We start from the raw sequence: 17,927 nt of genomic DNA, 5'->3' as shown, positions 1-17,927 counted from the left end.
TTTTGTCGTATGCAAGAATTGAGGTGTCCATTTTAATGAATAAGCAACGGTTCGTTGTTATAGATGTAGAGACAACAGGGAATTCGCCGAAGAAAGGCGATAAAATCATACAAATCGCAGCGGTTGTAATCGAAAATGGACAAATTACTGAGCGGTTTTCAAAATACATTAATCCAAATAAATCAATCCCTGCTTTTATTGAGCAGCTTACTGGAATCTCTAATCAAATGGTTGAGAATGAACAGCCATTTGAAGCAGTTGCTGAAGAAGTATTCCAATTGCTTGACGGCGCTTATTTTGTCGCCCACAATATCCATTTTGACCTTGGATTTGTCAAGTATGAGCTACATAAGGCGGGCTTTCAGCTCCCAGATTGTGAAGTGCTTGATACTGTCGAGCTCTCACGCATTGTTTTTCCGGGATTTGAAGGGTATAAGCTGACGGAATTAAGCGAGGAGCTTCAGCTGCGGCATGATCAGCCGCACCGGGCTGACAGCGATGCTGAAGTGACAGGGCTTATTTTTTTGGAAATCCTTGAAAAGCTGCGGCAGCTTCCTTATCCGACATTAAAGCAGTTAAGAAGGCTTTCGCAGCATTTCATCAGTGATCTGACGCATTTGTTGGATATGTTCATTAATGAAAACAGACATACCGAGATACCGGGCTATACGCGCTTTTCTTCGTTTTCTGTCAGAGAACCTGAAGCTATCGATGTTCGTATAAATGAGGACGAGAACTTCTCATTTGAGATCGAAAGCTGGGAAGCGGGAAATGAAAAAGCGCTGTCAGAGTTAATGCCTGGGTATGAAAAAAGAGACGGCCAAATGATGATGATGAGAGAGGTGGCTGATGCGTTTGCCAATCGTGAGCATGCGCTGATTGAAGCTCCTCCGGGCATCGGAAAAACGATTGGCTATCTTATTCCGGCTGCGCTTTTTGCCAAGAAATCAAAAAAGCCGGTCATAATCAGCACGTATTCGACGCTTTTACAGCAGCAGATTCTCACAAAGGATTTGCCGATTGTCCAAGATCTGTTTCCATTTCCGGTAACAGCGGCGATTTTAAAAGGGCAATCGCATTATTTATGCCTGTATAAATTTGAACAGGTGCTTCATGAAGAAGATGATAATTATGATGCCGTACTGACGAAGGCACAGCTTCTCGTTTGGCTGACAGAGACAGATACAGGAGATGTAGCGGAACTGAATTTGCCTTCAGGCGGAAAATTGCTGTGGGACAGATTGGCTTATGACGATGACTCCTATAAAAGAAGTCGCAGTGAGCATGTGATCGGTTTTTACGAGCGGGCCAAACAGATTGCTATGCGCTCCGATTTGGTGATCACTAATCACTCCCTTTTGCTGACCGATGAAGGCAGTCAGAAAAAAAGGCTTCCCGAAAGCGGCACATTTATTATTGATGAAGCACACCATTTTGAACGTGCGGCAAGCGAACATTTAGGGAAAAGAGCCACGTACATAGAATTGCATACGAAATTGAGCAGAATCGGCACTCTGAAGGAGCAGGGACTTCTAAAAAAGATGAGACAGCTATTCCAGCGAAACAGCCTGCCGGTTGATTCATTTTTCGAATTGGAAGAGTGGCTTCAGCACGTTCAAGCAGAAAGTGATGCTTTCTTCAGCTCTGTACATTCTTTTGTCAAACGAAGAAAACCTAAAGAAGACTTGAACCGTCTAGTGTTTAAGGTGAACAAAGAAAGCCAGGATAAAAGCTGGTCGATCTTAACGGATGGTGCGGAGAGGCTTTGTTCCATGCTGACACATTTGCAGCAGCTTTTTGAGGCGCAGTCATCTCTGATGGAAAAACATTTGAAGGGTATGAAGAGCAAAACCGTCTTTTTAGCCGATGAATACCAAAGAAGCATGAAAGGCTTGCAGCATTACTGTCAGACGTTGCAGAAGCTCTTCTTTAGGTCTGATGACGATGAAGCGGTTTGGATTGAAATAGATGCAAAGGGTGCGAAAAATGCAGTGGCCATTTACGCACAGCCTCTTGAACCTGGTGAACTTCTGGCTGATCAGTTTTTCGCGCGCAAAAATAGTGTGGTGCTGACATCTGCAACCCTTACAGTCGAAGGTTCTTTTCAATTTATGATTGAACGACTGGGACTGAGTGACTTTTTCCCGCGGACAATGAGAATTGAGTCACCCTTTTCTTACGATGAGCGTATGCAGGTGATGATTCCAAAGGATATGAAATCAATTCAGGATACAGGGCAACCTGAATTTATACAGGATACAGCCCGTTATATCGAACTGATGGCCAAGGAAAAACAGCCTAAAATCCTTGTGCTGTTTACATCCCATGATATGCTGAAAAAGGTTCACCAGGAGCTTAAGCATAACATGAGTGCTTCCGGCATTCAGCTCTTGGCACAAGGGATTACAGGCGGAAGTCCCGGCAAACTGATGAAGACTTTTAAAACATCCAATCAGGCGATCCTGCTCGGAACAAATCATTTTTGGGAAGGCGTTGATTTCCCTGGTGATGAGCTGACAACAGTAATGATCGTGAGGCTCCCATTCCGGCCCCTGATCACCCGCTTCATGCTGCAAAATGTGAGCTTGCCCGCAAAAAAGGAAAGAATCCGTTTCAAACAGTGTCATTACCGGAAGCTGTGCTGACCTTCAGGCAAGGAATCGGACGCTTGCTGCGTTCTGCGGGAGACAAAGGAACGATTATTATATTGGACAGACGGATTAAGACCGCTGGTTACGGCCGGCTGTTTCTTGATGCCTTGCCGACAACCTCAGTATCCGAAATGACTGACAGCGAGCTTGAAGCTTATGTTGCAGGGGAAAAAGATTAAAAGCCGCTTAAAGCGGCTTTTGCGGTGTGGGAGTAGGATGGTGTTTTATTTAAAAGCGGATTTCCCGCTCTGTGATACTAGTATGGCGTGTCCTGAAATGGAGTATGACTAACAATATTTGTTCAAACTGGAGGATGAAAAAATGGAAAGTAAAATCGAAATTCTTTCAACAATTAATGTAGAGCATTCTGATGATCTGTATAAAATTGTGGACACATTGAATCGTACACTGAAAAGAGATAATCTGATGTTCGGCCTTGCGCTGGATGAAGAAAACAAAAACCAAGCCGTTTTTACCATTTATCGTACGTAGGTGAGAAGATGAGAAAAAAAGCATTAATATTTACCGTCATTTTTGGTATTATTTTTTTAGCAGTACTTCTTGTCTCGGCAAGCATTTATAAATCAGCCATGGCACAAAAGGAAGAGGGGCATGAAGCAGCAGCAGCTGAAGCTAAAAAAGAAACCGATCTCGCCAATGTTGATCAAGTCGAAACATTTGTCGGAAAAGAAAAATATTATGTTGTAAAGGGAACGGATAAAAAAGGCACTGCAATATATGTCTGGGTTCCTGCTGATAAAAAAGCAAAAATTCTCTCAAAAGAAGCGAAAGAGGGAATCTCTGAAGACAAAGCGGCGAAAATCATAAAGGATGAAGGGCTGGTTTCAAAGCAAAAAGAGGTTCATCTGGCAAGAGAAGGAAACGTCCTGCTTTGGGAAGTGACGTACTTAGACAAAGAAGGGCAATACAGTTTAAGTTATGTGGACTTTACAACTGGAAAGATTCTTAAAAATATCACGCCTTAAGACGAATTAGGGGGAGTTCAAGTTGAAACTGGCAAAAAGAGTATCCGCATTAACACCATCAACCACACTGGCAATCACAGCGAAAGCGAAAGAACTGAAAGCCGCAGGCCATGATGTCATCGGCTTAGGAGCAGGAGAACCTGACTTCAATACACCGCAGCATATTATTGATGCCGCTGTACGTTCGATGAACGAGGGCCATACGAAATACACGCCTTCCGGTGGTTTGGCTGAACTGAAAAACAGCATTGCAGAGAAATTTAAACGCGACCAGAATATTGAATACAAACCGTCTCAAATTATTGTCTGCACTGGTGCCAAACATGCTCTGTATACCCTTTTCCAAGTGATTTTGGATGAAGAAGATGAAGTTATTATTCCAACGCCTTACTGGGTAAGCTATCCGGAGCAGGTGAAACTCGCTGGCGGAAAGCCTGTTTATGTAGAAGGGCTTGAGGAAAATCACTTCAAAATTTCGCCTAAGCAGCTGAAAAATGCAATTACGGAAAAAACAAAAGCAATCGTTATTAACTCTCCAAGCAACCCGACTGGTGTCATGTATACGGAAGAAGAACTATCTGCACTCGGTGAAGTGTGCCTTGAACATGATATCTTGATTGTGTCAGATGAAATTTATGAAAAACTTACATACGGCGGAAAGAAACATGTTTCCATTGCACAGCTGTCAGACAGACTGAAAGAACAAACGGTCATTATAAACGGCGTATCGAAGTCCCACAGCATGACAGGCTGGAGAATCGGTTATGCGGCAGGCTCTGAAGACATTATTAAAGCGATGACGAACCTTGCAAGCCACAGCACGTCAAACCCGACATCAATCGCACAGTACGGAGCGATTGCGGCTTATAACGGGCCTTCTGAGCCATTGGAAGAAATGAGAGAAGCATTTGAACATAGATTAAATACGATCTATGCAAAGCTCATAGAAATCCCAGGGTTCAGCTGTGTGAAGCCGGAAGGTGCTTTTTACTTGTTCCCGAATGCAAAAGAGGCAGCTCAATCTTGCGGTTTCAAAGATGTAGATGAATTTGTTAAAGCGCTTCTCGAGGAGGAAAAAGTTGCGATTGTTCCAGGATCCGGATTTGGCTCTCCTGAGAATGTCCGTCTTTCTTATGCAACATCGTTAGATCTTCTTGAAAAAGCCATTGAAAGAATCAAGCGTTTTGTAGAAAAACATAGCTAACAGATCAAAAAGCGGCTGACAGAAAAGCCGCTTTTTATCTGCATTGACCCGGTTAGTTAAGAGCGGGTATAATAAAGTGATGATAAAAGAGTTCGCGGGGCATTGAGCTTCCGAATGTCTTTCTTGTTTTGGAGGGAAATATGTTGAAAACAACAATCAACCAAGTGTACAAGCACGTAGGTGAGGAAGTAACGATCGGAGCTTGGGTCGCTAATAAGCGTTCAAGCGGGAAAATTGCGTTTTTACAGCTTCGGGACGGTACCGGTTTTATTCAGGGTGTCGTAGTAAAAGCGGAAGTGGAAGAAAGCATTTTCCAAACAGCTAAATCAGTGACGCAGGAAACGTCGCTCTATATAAAAGGGATTGTCAAAGAGGACGAGCGTTCTCCGCTTGGATATGAACTTGCTGTGACAGATATTGAAGTCATTCACGAAGCGACCGATTATCCAATTACACCAAAAGAACACGGAACGGAATTTTTGATGGATCACAGACATTTATGGCTGCGTTCAAAGCGCCAGCATGCGATCATGAAAATCCGTAATGAAATCATTCGCGCGACTTACGAATTCTTTAATAACGAAGGCTTCGTAAAAGTGGATCCGCCGATTCTGACTGGAAGCGCACCTGAAGGAACAACAGAACTCTTTGCGACAAAGTACTTTGATGAAGATGCATATCTGTCTCAAAGCGGCCAGCTCTACATGGAAGCTGCGGCAATGGCTTTAGGAAAAGTATTCTCTTTCGGACCGACATTCAGAGCGGAAAAGTCTAAAACAAAGCGTCACTTAATCGAATTCTGGATGATCGAACCTGAAATGGCGTTTGTAGAATTTGAAGAAAACCTTCAAGTACAGGAAAATTACGTTTCTTTCATCGTGCAATCAGTTCTTAAAAATTGTAAAATTGAATTAAACACATTGGGAAGAGACACGTCAAAACTTGAGCAAATCAAAGCCCCGTTCCCAAGAATCACGTATGATGAAGCGATTGAATTTCTGAAAGAAAAAGGCTTTGACGATATCGAGTGGGGAGATGATTTCGGAGCGCCTCATGAAACAGCGATTGCTGAACACTATGACAAACCGGTATTCATCACTCGCTATCCGACGTCCTTAAAACCGTTCTATATGCAGCCGGCTTCTGATCGTGAGGACGTTGTGCTTTGCGCTGACTTGATTGCGCCGGAAGGCTATGGAGAAATCATCGGCGGGTCTGAACGGATTCACGATATGGAACTTTTGGAATCGCGTCTTAAAGAACATGGACTGGATTCTGACGCATATAAATGGTATGCTGAACTTAGAAAATATGGATCAGTTCCTCATTCCGGCTTCGGCCTTGGATTAGAGCGGACAGTAGCTTGGATCAGCGGAGCACCTCACGTTCGTGAAACGATTCCGTTCCCAAGACTGTTAAACCGTCTGTATCCGTAATACATTCAAATGAAACAAAAAAGAGTCTCCTGTAAGGGAGACTTTTTACAGTAAAGGGGCAATACAATCCTTTACAGTAAGAGGTGTGACGATGAAAAAACAGCAATTTATTGATATGCAGGAGCAGGGAACATCAACCATTCCCAATCTTCTGCTCACGCATTATAAACAGCTTGGGCTTAATGAAACAGAACTTATTCTGCTGTTAAAAATTAAAATGCATTTAGAAAAAGGATCATATTTTCCTACACCGAATCAACTGCAGGAAGGTATGTCAATTTCTGTTGAAGAATGCACAAACAGATTGCGGATGTTTATTCAAAAAGGCTTTCTGTTTATTGAAGAATGCGAGGATCAAAACGGCATCAAATTTGAGAAATATTCTCTTCAGCCTTTATGGGGGAAGCTGTACGAGTATATTCAGCTTGCACAGAATCAAACACAGGAAAGAAAAGCAGAAGGGGAACAAAAAAGCCTTTATACCATTTTTGAGGAAGAGTTCGCAAGGCCGTTATCGCCTTTGGAGTGTGAAACGCTGGCGATCTGGCAGGACCAAGATCAGCATGATGCACAACTGATCAAACACGCGTTAAAAGAGGCTGTACTATCAGGAAAACTCAGTTTCCGCTACATTGACCGCATTTTGTTTGAATGGAAGAAAAACGGGCTTAAAACTGTGGAGCAGGCAAAAATACACAGCCAAAAATTCCGGCGTGTACAAGCAAAGCAGAATGAACCGCAAAAAGAGTATAAAAGGCAGGTTCCTTTTTACAATTGGCTTGAACAATAAAGTGAAAAGGTGACAATCGTGTTAAATCTAAAACAAATTGAATTCTGTTTAGACAAGATAGGTGACATGTTTCCTCATGCGGAGTGTGAACTGGTTCATTCCAATCCTTTTGAATTAGTGGTGGCTGTTGCTTTATCTGCGCAATGTACAGATGCACTTGTAAACAGAGTGACCAAAACATTATTCCAAAAATACAAACGGCCGGAAGACTATTTGGCTGTTCCGCTGGAAGAGCTTCAGCAGGATATTAAATCAATCGGTTTATATCGTAATAAAGCGAAAAATATTCAAAAGCTGAGTAAAATGATTATTGAAGATTACGGCGGAGAAGTACCGAGAGACCGCGATGAGCTTGTCAAACTGCCAGGGGTCGGGAGAAAGACCGCAAACGTAGTGGTATCCGTTGCGTTTGGCGTGCCGGCCATTGCCGTAGATACCCATGTGGAGAGAGTCACCAAACGATTGGGCATTTGCCGGTGGAAGGACTCGGTGCTGGAAGTTGAAAAGACGCTGATGCGCAAGGTTCCCAAAGAAGACTGGTCCGTTACGCATCACCGGCTTATTTTCTTCGGCAGATATCACTGTAAAGCCCAATCTCCGCGCTGTGCGGAGTGCCCGCTGCTTTCTTTGTGCAGAGAAGGGCAGAAGAGGGATAAAAAAGGACTGGTGAAACGATGACGCAAGCAAAAGAAGTGTTGGCTTCCTATGAGCAATACTTGCGCAGTCTTGACCAGAAGAGTTCCTCGGATATGAAGAAAACCTTGCAGACCAATCCCGTGTATTTTGATTTCTGCACGGAATTACAAGGCGATTTGCCATGGGAAGACAGCGGGAAATACGTTCCGCTTTTATTTGAAGTGTGGGATGACATCAAAGCATCACTTCTCCCAGTCTTTCAAACACGAAAATCGAGATGTGACCAAAACGAAATGTTAAAGGGCATTGTGTGTTTGCTGGCTTCGTTACATTGGACAGCAGGTGAGCCGGTGAAATCACTCGATTGGCAAGAACTGAGGGAGAAATCATATCCCGCAAAGCCGATTAATTGGGCTGAACGAGTGGAATTTATTCTTCTTAAGCCGACCCAATACCATTGCTTTATTCAGCTTGATGAGCTGATTACCGAAATGAAAAAGCATTTTTATAAATATCATGCGATGAATCGATAAAACCTCCTCTTAAAACGGGAGGTTTTTTATTGTGTACCAAAAAAGCCATCACCCCAAAGGTGACGGCTTTTTTGTTTAATTTGTTTTTTCAATTGATGATGAGTTTGTTTGTGTTTTATTAGATGTGTCTGTTTTATTTTTATTCGTGTCAGAACCTGTTGAATCATTCTTGCCAGAGTTCGAATCACCATCCGACGTATCCTGGTTGTTACTGTTGTCGTTATCGTTATCGTTTGATTGGTCTTGGTTATTGTTGTCGGACGGATTGGTGTTCGTATTGTCTTGTTTTTTGTCTTGATCTTTTGTTGAATCATCTGTCTGATCTTGATCCGTCTGACCGTCATCTTTTTGAGAATCATCAGTTTGTGTATCATCCTGAGTCTTCTCATCATCTTGTTTTTCATCATCCGTTTGTTGCTGGTCTTTTTTATCTTCATCGTCTTCAGCTTTTGGCACCTCATAGGATGTGGAAGCTGTACTTTTGCCATCATCACTGACGGCTGTTACTTCGAATTTGTACACAGATCCTGGCTGCACACCCGAAATGACTGCCTCTTTTGCAGAGCTGTTTTGAATTTCTGAGTAGCTGCCGCCATCAACAGATTGCTTAACAGCAAAGGTCGCATCTCCGTCGTAATTCCAGCTTAACGTTAAAGATTGATTGTCTTTATCGTATTTCACGTTTAAACCAGACAATTTAGCTGTTTCCTCTTTTTCTTCTTTCTCATATGTTTTAGAAACAGTAGAAGGAGCTGTGCCTTTAACAAAGTACTCTGTGAGCTTCTTATCGCTTGGCGTATTTGGCCCTGCCAGTTTTGCAGGATTTGAGCCTTTTTCTACAGAGGCTTCCACTACGCTGTCAGGTTTCTCAAATGATCCACTTCCGTCATCGACATCGGCGATGAGCTGGGCGAAGATGCGCTTTGCAATCTGTTGCTCTGTTTTATTTAAAGATTTTTTTCCTATCTTATTTTGAGAATCTACACCTGTCCAAACAGCAGCGGTATATTGAGGTGTATATCCTACAAACCAAGAATCTGGTACCCCGCCTTGTGCGATATTGTATTTTTGCATATCCGCTTCATCAAAGTTTGTTGTACCTGTTTTACCTGCAACTTCCACTCCCGGAACTTGTGCAAGCTGTCCAGTACCTGTTTTAACAGCTGTTTTCAGCATATCTGTAATCATAAACGCAGTATAATCGCTCATTGCTGACTTTGATTTTGGTGTTAAATCAAGCTTTGTGCCATCGTTAAATTCAATAGACTTTACAAAATGCGGTTCGTTATATGTTCCGTTATTTCCGAATGCACTGTATGCTCCAGCCATAGTTAGAGTAGAGACACCGGGATTACCTTCTCCGAATCCTCCGATAGAATATGATTCATACACTTTTTCTTTATTTAATCCGAGCCCCAGTCCATTAGCAAAATCAACTGCTGCATCTTTTCCGACTGCTTGGAATGCTTTTAGAGCCGGAATGTTACGTGATTGGGCGAGGGCTTCACGCATAGACATGACCCCTTTATAGGAACGGTCAAAGTCTCGAATAGGTGTTCCATCTGAATACGTGTAAGCTGAGTCATCAATTTGCTCGTAAGTTGACCATTTTTTATTTTCAATCACTGGACCGTAGTCGAGAATAGGTTTAATGGTAGACCCAGGCTGTCGCTGGGCTTGGGTCGCGTAATTATAGCCACCAACCGTAGAATCTCTTCCGGAGCCAATCGCCCGCACTTCTCCGGTTTTCGTATCGAGAAGGGTAACGCCGCCCTGCATGCCTTCAGTAAATCCGACGGTGTCTCCGTCCATTAATTCATCTAGTTTATCTTGTGCTTTTGTATCTAATGTCGTATAGATCTTTAATCCGTCAGCAGATGGATCGACATCAGATTTTTCATCAATTTCCTTCATAACCTCTTCAACAAATGCGCTGTATTTGTTTGTACTTGCTTTTTCATATTCCTTCTGTGACACGACGCCTTCGTCTTTCACTGCCACTTTTTTCGCTTTGTTATATTGAGAATCAGAAATAAATCCTTGTTTTTTCATCAGACTGAGTACGATGTTCCGTCGTTTTTCCGCTTTATCCGGGTTTTTAACGGGATTGTACGCTGTCGGGCTTTGCGGCATTCCTGCAAGCGTCGCAGCCTGTTCGACAGTCAATTTGCTTAAATCTGTAACGCCGAAAAATTCTTCCGCCGCTTTTCCGATACCGTATGCTCTAGGAGAAAAATAAATCCGGTTTAAATACATTTCTAAAATTTCATCTTTAGAGTAATTGCGCTCCAGCTGAATCGAAAGCCATACTTCCTGCACCTTCCGTTTCAACGTCTTCTGATGTGAAAGAAGGGAGTTTTTGACGACCTGCTGGGTGATCGTACTTCCGCCTTCAGCCCCGAAGCCGTCTTTAAAGTTGGCAACTAAAGCACCGCCGATACGGACAGGGTCAATCCCGTGGTGCTCATAAAAACGAGCGTCTTCTGTCGCGATAAAGGCTTCTTTTACAACATCGGGAATTTCATCTATCGAGACGTAGGTACGTTTTTCGGCGCCGACTTCGGCGATCTCTTTTCCATTTTTATCATAAATCGTTGATGAATAAGGCGTCTTCAATTTGCTTTCATCAAGGGACGGCGCATCAGAAACCATGACGGCAAATGTAACAGCACCGCCGACTACGCCTAAAACAAACAGAATGAGTAAAGTGAAAAGGGTCTTTTTAAACAATCCGCCCTTTTTTCGTTTCTTGCCTTTTTTCGGTGAAGGACTCGACTTGCTGTTCGCTTTTCGTCGAGCTTCACGGCTGTTAAATTGATCTGACATAACATCTCAACCTTTCGTTAATCAACCTTTCGCACCAGATGATGGCGAAAAATAAAGCTGTTCAATAATACTAATATAATCAATTCTGGGTGCGTATCCAAGAGAAATCGGATAAGCTGTTTCTTCCAACTCATCTTTTCGAATTGATTTTCTGCCGTTTTTTTCTTTTCTGTCCCAGAAATAAAACAGCTTATCGGCTTCCAAAAAATAAACCTGGTCGAAAGCGGATATAATAACAAAACAAATACCGTCTTGAGCCTTTACCTGCTTCATATGCTCGATTTGATGGTCATGAAAATTCTGCAGGGGGAAAGAGGTCTTGTTTTTCGTTTCTTTCGCCTCAAAATCAATATACCGCCCTTTGTAAATCCCATTGTAGTCTGTTGTCGATGATTGTTTAAAGTAAGCTTCTTTAATCACTGCGGCACTTCTTTTTGGATAATGGACATTTACAATTTGAACAGGTGTCGGCTTTTTGTGTATAACGGCAATTTGGTTTGTCAGATAATACTTATTCGTTTCGTTTAAGTCATCTTCGAGGGTCATTCCGCGATTACTGTAAGACGGGGCCCTTTTCTGACTGTTTTGGGATGAAACCGAATGTTTCGGCTGAAATGTTTTTCCGTTAGGATACCGAATCACTTTCTCATCCTCCTTATTAAACTAATCATGACGGAAGTGAATGAACGTGCAAGAACAACAGACCATCAGAAAGCTTCTGAGCCGGATTGAGCGGCAGACAAAAATAAAAAACGCGGATAACATTTCAAGAACAAATGCTTATAAAGCATTTTACGACCGTCATCCGGAAATCAAATGGTCGCTTTTGGCTTCTTTCGTTTCTCGTAATGCCGGCTGGTCAATGACTGACTTAAAAGGCAGTCTGTTTCAGCTTGGACTCCGTGAGAGACAGCAAGAATGGTTCTTTTTAGCCTATGAAAGAGCGAACTGGCTTATTTTTTCGGATGCCTATCCGCAGCTTCTTTTATACCACTGGTCAAAAAGAGTCGGGAAACCGCTGTTTCATCTTCTGCATGTGTTTGGCGTCTCACAATTTATGTCGGAAGAATGGACCCGTTTTTGGCATGAGCGAAATACGGAGCGGCTAATGTATGCCCTCATTATAAATGAACAAAACACTATCCAAACACCTATTATACAAAATCCTTCGTTTAAAAAGAATGTTTTTGACACGATTCCTTTTTATTTAAGTGACTGGTTTCATTTTAACACCGTTATTTTTCCTTCCTCAAATGGGTTTCTTTACGGCATTTCAGTGAAACGCTTTTCAAAGGCGGAGGAAAGGATAAGGCTGGGAAAGCAGCTGTCTCAATTGCTGTTCAAGCCAGAATTGTTCTCCTCTTTTTATCACTTTTTGCACACAGTGCCGCACTCAGGTTCACGTTTTGATATGGAAAAGATGATCGGGATTACAAAAAGAACATCTCCTATGCTAAGGACATGCTACCCTGAGTTAATCCACTCATTAGACGGAACGAAAACAGATTGGTTTCATGGAAAGATAAAGAAAACGTTCTTTAGGCGCGAGGAATTGCCGAAGCAGATTGAATTGACAGACTGGTATTTACATAAAAAGCGCCAGCTTCATGCGCTTTTCGCGGTGGAGCAGTGGCTGAAAAAATAAAGAAGCAAGGAAATTCCTTGCTTCTTACGTAGAAGGGCGGTTCGGGCCGCCTAATTTTTTATCTAAAGAATCGATTGCCTTTGATTCAGTCTTTTTTTGCTGGCCGGCTTTTTTCGGTCTTGTTTTCATACGGCACCTCCTCACAAGTATCGTTTGCATTAAGGAGGAGGATCATACAATTTTTGCGGGTGTTTTTGTCGAAAACTTCAGCTTTTCGTGGAATACCTGTTTGTTTGGCGATTTGCTTCTAGTTTTGTCATGAGGAAGGAAAGAGCCTTGAGAGCAAAGAATGTTAACCGGGAGAGACGAGGAAAGGGAGGTACACGAATGTCCGGTTATGTTAGCAAGACAGATATTCTCCGTATGCTTTCTGATATAGAAGATGAATTAACGCGAGCTGAGCAAAGCCTGAATCATTCTGTAAATGCATTAGAGGCTGAGATGCGGGAAACGGAAAACGATCGCCTGAGTGTGCTTGAAGAAGAAATCATAGATCTTCATATTTGTATAAATGAGCTGTATCAATCGCCTGAACACAGGTATGCGTTTGAGAAAGTATACCGCATCGGCTGAATTTGTGAGTGAAATTTGGTACGATAGGCATTGAGGTGAAAGGTATTGCTATCACAAACATTGCTGGAAATGACCGAGCAAATGATTGAAGTTGCTGAAAAAGGCGCTGATCGGTATCAGGAAGGAAAAAACAGTAATCATTCTTATGATTTTTTTGAGACGATAAAGCCTGCAGTTGAAGAGAATGATGAACTGGCGGCTCGCTGGGCAGAGGGTGCTCTTGAATTGATAAAAGTCCGCCGGCCAAAATATGTGCATAAAGAGCAAATTGAGACCGTAAAGGATAATTTCCTGGAATTGGTCCTTCAATCATATGTTCATCATATTCATAAAAAACGGTTCAAGGACATCACTGAATCAGTCCTTTATACTTTGCACGCAGTAAAGGATGAAATTGCAAGAGAAGACAGCCGGTAAAAGGCTGTCTTCTTTTCGTTTTTATAGAGGGCCGGACGTTAATTCATCTCATATGCCGGGCTTTCTGCTCCATTTGCTTCGAGAACCTTCATACTGTTACGAAACTCAGTTATGCTGAGATGTCCTTGAATATAGAGGAACTTGGCAAAGTCCATCAGTTTATTCATACAGTCTGTTTCATATTTCTTCATTTCTGCAAAACGTTTGCTTAAGTATGATACGTTCATTATGGTGCATCCCCTCTCATCTGTATTGAAAATATGGTACCATAATGATTCGACTTTTTTCTGTTTTTAAAAAATTTAAACTTTCGACACAATTTGACAAATGCTAATCATCACTTGTGACACAAACAATAGAAGTCATTCATACATATATAGAAGAGAAATATGTTGTGTTTAGGGGGAATCGCAATGAACAGGAGCTCTCGAAGCTATCCTCGGCAAATGGGCTATTATTATCCTCAGCAAATGCAAGGATATTATCAGCAGGCTGCACCCGGTTATTTAGAGCAACAACTGCCTCAGCAGCATTATGGACAGCAGGATTATTATCAGCCCTATGCTCCGATCCAGCCTATGCCTATGCAGCCGCCTGTATTTTCTAACCCTTATCCTATCCCAAGGCCTAATCAACAGCAGCCTTCGCAATTTCAAAGCATTATGTCGCAGTTCAAAAAAGCCAATGGGCAATTTGATTTTAATAAAATGATGGATACGACAGGTCAAGTAATGAGTGCAATGAATCAGGTCGGATCTTTAATAAAGGGATTTACCAGCTTTTTTAAATGATAGAAGCATGAATGAATCGTTCATTCATGCTTATTTTTTGGAAAGAAAAGTGTCATTGTCTGCTCGTTCCAAGACGTTTCCATATCTTCTTGGCGAACTTCATAAGGCAGCTGAACCGTTCTTGTCATGCTTGTAAAGGTAGCCTCATTTTGGTGTTTCTGTTTTTCTTGGAGTGTTACATGGAGATACCTCGATTTAACATCAACGACGATCTCGCCATCTCGAAACGTCGCCGGAATGGTAATATCGATATACAGCCCAGTATCTTTTTCTCTGACATGTATGGTCGTCTGCACATCCTTTAAACTCGAGTTGATCAGGTTCTGAAATCCGTTTATAAGGTTGCCGAACGCTGAGGATTGAAAAAGAGTGTCGATTGCCTCCGTTATGATTTCTTCTTTCTTTTGCAGTTCGTTCTTTTTGTCATCATGGAATTCCAATTTCGCCACCGCCTTTTATAACCAGATTATGCGTCTATGCCAGATGTTGTTATAAATTGAAGCAAAATTGAAAGTGTGGTTAAATAGTGGTGAATGAAGGGATAACGGTTGAAGTGAATGAGAAGGGAGAAAATACATTGCTGAAAAAATTATTCGGAATGGGCAAAACTCAGGAAAAGGTGACAGAAGAGGTTATTTATTCTCCGGCAGACGGTACAGTAATGGACCTGTCAGATGTGCCGGACCCTGTTTTTTCACAGAAAATGATGGGAGAAGGAATAGCGGTGGAACCTTCTAGCGGTGAAATCGTTTCTCCCGCTGAAGGTGAAGTCATTCAGATTTTCCACACCAAACACGCCGTTGGAATTCGGACTCGCTCGGGAATTGAGCTTTTAATTCATGTCGGGCTGGAGACAGTCAATATGAACGGAGAAGGATTTACTGCCCACATTAAAGAAGGGGATAAAGTGAAGGTCGGTGACCCGCTGATTACATGTGATTTGGAATTAATAAAAGAAAAAGCGAGCAGCACAGTCATCCCAATCGTTATAATGAATGGTGAGGCTGTAGGATCAATTGTGCCGGCAGGCGAAAAGGCTGCTCGTAAAGGCGAATCAAAGCTCCTTACAATAAAAGCGAAATAAGCAGGGCGTATGCCTTGCTTTTTTTATTCAACTGTATAAAATTTGCACCTAGCCATGCAAACAAATATTCGGTAAACTGTACTTGACAAAGAGGTGTAAAGAATGAAAAAGAAATCACTGACTGAACTCATTTCTGATTTAAAAGGAAATGAAAACGTTGTGAATTGGCATGAAATTGAGCCTCGGGAAGCAAAAACAAGGCCTATGCCCGAAAGTATAGACGAGAGAATCAAAGCGGCCCTTTCGAAAAGGGGCATTGATGAACTATATACTCACCAATATTCCGCTTTTCAATATGTGCAAAAAGGAGAAAGCATCGTTACCGTAACGCCAACAGCATCAGGAAAAACGTTATGCTACAACCTCCCAGTCCTGCAGTCCATCGCCCAAGATGAAACAAACCGGGCGTTATATTTATTTCCGACTAAAGCGCTGGCACAAGACCAAAAGAGCGAGTTAAATGAAATTATTGATGAAATGGGCATTGATATTAAAAGCTTTACATATGACGGGGATACGTCTCCGGCAATCAGACAAAAGGTGAGAAAAGCAGGTCATATTGTCATTACAAACCCCGATATGCTGCATTCTGCCATTCTACCGCATCATACGAAATGGGTCAGTTTGTTTGAAAACCTTAAGTATATCGTCATTGATGAGCTTCATACGTATCGAGGTGTGTTCGGAAGCCATGTGGCAAATGTGATCCGGCGGCTAAAGCGGATCTGCCGGTTTTATGGAAGTGATCCGGTTTTTATTTGTACTTCCGCAACAATTGCCAACCCAAAGGAATTGGGAGAGCAGCTGACAGGCAAACCGATGCGGCTGGTCGATGACAACGGCGCACCGAGCGGACGCAAGCATTTTGTGTTTTACAATCCGCCAATTGTGAACAAACCGCTGAATATTAGAAGAAGCGCAACCGCAGAAGTGAATGAACTGGCGAAAGAGTTCCTTAAAAACAAAGTGCAGACCATTGTTTTTGCCAGAAGCAGAGTTCGGGTGGAAATTATTTTAAGCCATATTCAGGAGCTTGTGAAAAAAGAGATTGGAACAAAATCAATCAGAGGCTATCGGGGAGGCTATCTGCCGAAAGAGCGAAGAGAAATCGAAAGAGGCCTGAGAGAAGGCGACATTTTAGGAGTGGTCAGTACGAATGCCTTAGAGCTTGGTGTTGATATCGGCCAGCTGCAAGTGTGTGTAATGACGGGGTATCCAGGAAGTGTTGCAAGTGCTTGGCAGCAGGCCGGACGAGCCGGCAGAAGACACGGTGAATCTTTGATTATCATGGTAGCCAATTCAACACCGATTGACCAATATATTGTGCGGCATCCTGAATATTTCTTTAATCGTTCGCCGGAATCTGCAAGAATCAATCCGGAGAATTTGATTATTTTAGTAGACCACTTAAAGTGTGCGGCTTATGAGCTTCCTTTTAGAGCTGATGAAGAATTTGGAGCCATGGAAGTCAGTGATATTCTTGAGTATCTTCAGGAAGAGGCTGTTCTTCACCGCAACGGCGAACGGTACCATTGGGCAAGTGAGTCGTTTCCTGCTTCAAACATCAGTTTGCGTTCCGCCTCCCAGGAAAATGTCGTTATAGTTGATCAGTCGGATATTGCAAATGTAAGGATTATCGGTGAAATGGACCGTTTTAGTGCGATGACGCTTTTGCATGATGAAGCGATTTATTTGCATGAAGGCGTTCAGTATCAAGTTGAGAAGCTCGATTGGGACCATAAAAAGGCGTATGTCAGAAAAGTCGATGTCGAATATTATACGGATGCAAACCTGGCAGTTCAGCTGAAGGTATTAGAAATCGATAAAACGAAAGAAAAAAGCCGTACGTCATTGCACTACGGAGACGTCACTGTCAATGCCCTGCCGACCATTTTTAAAAAAATAAAAATGACCACTTTTGAAAATATTGGGTCTGGACCTATTCATTTGCCGGAAGAAGAACTGCATACAAGTGCAGCTTGGCTCGAAATCAAAACAGCGGATGAAGACATCGGGGAAAAGACACTGGAACAGCTGCTTCTTGGCATCTCGAATGTGCTGCAGCATATTGTCCCTGTGTATATCATGTGTGATCGAAATGATGTTCATGTTGTTTCTCAAATTAAAGCAGCCCATACCGGATTGCCAACCATATTTTTATATGATCATTATCCGGGCGGTATCGGTTTGGCGGAGGAAGTCTTTAAACGTTTTTCAGACATTAATGAAGCGGCGAAACAACTGATTACACATTGTCCTTGTCATGACGGCTGTCCGTCTTGTATAGGTACGGAAATAGAAGGGATAAAAGCAAAGGAAAGAATTTTGCAGCTGTTGGATCAAATGTCGTAAGGA

Annotated in this window: 18 protein-coding genes and 1 pseudogene; 14 read left to right on the top strand and 5 right to left on the bottom strand. The window is 42.4% G+C overall.

Annotation, left to right across the window (positions count from 1 at the left end):
- Positions 1–35 precede the first annotated feature (35 nt).
- From dinG to AC0OMA_RS11265, 8 genes and pseudogenes are all read left to right on the top strand, one after another.
- Positions 36–2,830: pseudogene (gene dinG, locus AC0OMA_RS11300) on the top strand (ATP-dependent DNA helicase DinG).
- A 142-nt stretch (positions 2,831–2,972) separates the two neighbouring features.
- The gene (locus AC0OMA_RS11295; protein ID WP_003225588.1) at positions 2,973–3,143 is read left to right on the top strand and encodes a YpmA family protein; all 171 of its coding nucleotides are present in this window, start codon (positions 2,973–2,975) and stop codon (positions 3,141–3,143) included.
- 8 nt (positions 3,144–3,151) lie between these two features.
- Positions 3,152–3,637 carry a cell wall elongation/penicillin-binding protein regulator TseB gene (gene tseB / locus AC0OMA_RS11290; protein ID WP_015383951.1) on the top strand — a complete coding sequence of 162 codons (486 nt, stop codon included), beginning with the start codon at positions 3,152–3,154 and terminating at the stop codon, positions 3,635–3,637.
- A gap of 22 nt (positions 3,638–3,659) precedes the next feature.
- Positions 3,660–4,841, top strand: a complete 1,182-nt coding sequence (gene aspB, locus AC0OMA_RS11285; RefSeq protein ID WP_015383950.1) for an aspartate transaminase AspB — start codon at positions 3,660–3,662, stop codon at positions 4,839–4,841.
- Between the two features lie 143 nt (positions 4,842–4,984).
- The gene (gene asnS / locus AC0OMA_RS11280) at positions 4,985–6,277 is read left to right on the top strand and encodes an asparagine--tRNA ligase (RefSeq protein ID WP_004398777.1); all 1,293 of its coding nucleotides are present in this window, start codon (positions 4,985–4,987) and stop codon (positions 6,275–6,277) included.
- Positions 6,278–6,368: 91 nt separating this feature from the next.
- On the top strand, positions 6,369–7,067 hold the full coding sequence (dnaD, locus tag AC0OMA_RS11275; protein WP_004398499.1) for a DNA replication protein DnaD: 699 nt from the start codon (positions 6,369–6,371) through the stop codon (positions 7,065–7,067).
- A gap of 18 nt (positions 7,068–7,085) precedes the next feature.
- On the top strand, positions 7,086–7,745 hold the full coding sequence (nth, locus tag AC0OMA_RS11270; protein WP_015483371.1) for an endonuclease III: 660 nt from the start codon (positions 7,086–7,088) through the stop codon (positions 7,743–7,745).
- Positions 7,742–8,236, top strand: a complete 495-nt coding sequence (locus AC0OMA_RS11265; RefSeq protein WP_015383948.1) for a YpoC family protein — start codon at positions 7,742–7,744, stop codon at positions 8,234–8,236. Before nth ends, AC0OMA_RS11265 begins: the two co-directional genes overlap by 4 nt.
- 75 nt (positions 8,237–8,311) lie before the next feature.
- Here AC0OMA_RS11265 and AC0OMA_RS11260 read toward each other — a convergent pair whose 3' ends face one another.
- Positions 8,312–11,062: a transglycosylase domain-containing protein gene (locus tag AC0OMA_RS11260; RefSeq protein ID WP_181219666.1), complete on the bottom strand. Its 2,751-nt coding sequence runs from the start codon at positions 11,060–11,062 to the stop codon at positions 8,312–8,314.
- A gap of 21 nt (positions 11,063–11,083) precedes the next feature.
- A complete protein-coding gene (recU, locus tag AC0OMA_RS11255; protein WP_004399067.1) occupies positions 11,084–11,704 on the bottom strand; it encodes a Holliday junction resolvase RecU in 621 nt (206 codons plus the stop codon).
- 40 nt (positions 11,705–11,744) lie between these two features.
- Here recU and AC0OMA_RS11250 point away from each other — a divergent pair, with 40 nt between their 5' ends.
- Entirely contained in the window at positions 11,745–12,707 is a 963-nt protein-coding gene (locus AC0OMA_RS11250; RefSeq protein WP_015383945.1) for a DUF2515 domain-containing protein, read from the top strand.
- A gap of 24 nt (positions 12,708–12,731) precedes the next feature.
- Here AC0OMA_RS11250 and sspM read toward each other — a convergent pair whose 3' ends face one another.
- Complete coding sequence (gene sspM / locus AC0OMA_RS11245; protein ID WP_003225606.1) at positions 12,732–12,836, bottom strand: acid-soluble spore protein SspM; 105 nt, start codon at positions 12,834–12,836, stop codon at positions 12,732–12,734.
- A 198-nt stretch (positions 12,837–13,034) separates the two neighbouring features.
- Between sspM and AC0OMA_RS11240 the strand changes: the two genes are divergently transcribed.
- Together AC0OMA_RS11240 and AC0OMA_RS11235 are read left to right on the top strand one after the other, a co-directional pair.
- Complete coding sequence (locus AC0OMA_RS11240; RefSeq protein WP_021481526.1) at positions 13,035–13,280, top strand: DUF5446 family protein; 246 nt, start codon at positions 13,035–13,037, stop codon at positions 13,278–13,280.
- Between the two features lie 45 nt (positions 13,281–13,325).
- Positions 13,326–13,697: a YppE family protein gene (locus tag AC0OMA_RS11235; protein WP_021481525.1), complete on the top strand. Its 372-nt coding sequence runs from the start codon at positions 13,326–13,328 to the stop codon at positions 13,695–13,697.
- A 38-nt stretch (positions 13,698–13,735) separates the two neighbouring features.
- Here the strand turns inward: AC0OMA_RS11235 and AC0OMA_RS11230 are convergent, their stop codons facing one another.
- Entirely contained in the window at positions 13,736–13,924 is a 189-nt protein-coding gene (locus AC0OMA_RS11230; RefSeq protein ID WP_003230690.1) for a YppF family protein, read from the bottom strand.
- Positions 13,925–14,110: 186 nt separating this feature from the next.
- On the opposite strand from AC0OMA_RS11230, the gene AC0OMA_RS11225 reads away from it, so the two are divergent.
- Entirely contained in the window at positions 14,111–14,488 is a 378-nt protein-coding gene (locus AC0OMA_RS11225; RefSeq protein WP_014477159.1) for a YppG family protein, read from the top strand.
- Between the two features lie 20 nt (positions 14,489–14,508).
- Here the strand turns inward: AC0OMA_RS11225 and AC0OMA_RS11220 are convergent, their stop codons facing one another.
- Positions 14,509–14,928 (bottom strand): Hsp20/alpha crystallin family protein, encoded by a 420-nt coding sequence (locus AC0OMA_RS11220; protein ID WP_014477158.1) that lies wholly within the window; start codon positions 14,926–14,928, stop codon positions 14,509–14,511.
- Positions 14,929–15,065: 137 nt separating this feature from the next.
- Here AC0OMA_RS11220 and AC0OMA_RS11215 point away from each other — a divergent pair, with 137 nt between their 5' ends.
- Together AC0OMA_RS11215 and mrfA are read left to right on the top strand one after the other, a co-directional pair.
- Entirely contained in the window at positions 15,066–15,572 is a 507-nt protein-coding gene (locus AC0OMA_RS11215; protein WP_015483368.1) for a PTS sugar transporter subunit IIA, read from the top strand.
- Between the two features lie 102 nt (positions 15,573–15,674).
- Positions 15,675–17,924, top strand: coding sequence for an ATP-dependent helicase MrfA (mrfA, locus tag AC0OMA_RS11210; protein WP_003246149.1), 2,250 nt, complete (start codon positions 15,675–15,677; stop codon positions 17,922–17,924).
- The last annotated feature ends 3 nt before the right edge of the window (positions 17,925–17,927 follow it).

Source organism: Bacillus sp. AMCV2 (assembly GCF_056033925.1).
This window is presented reverse-complemented; position numbering and strand designations above follow the sequence as displayed.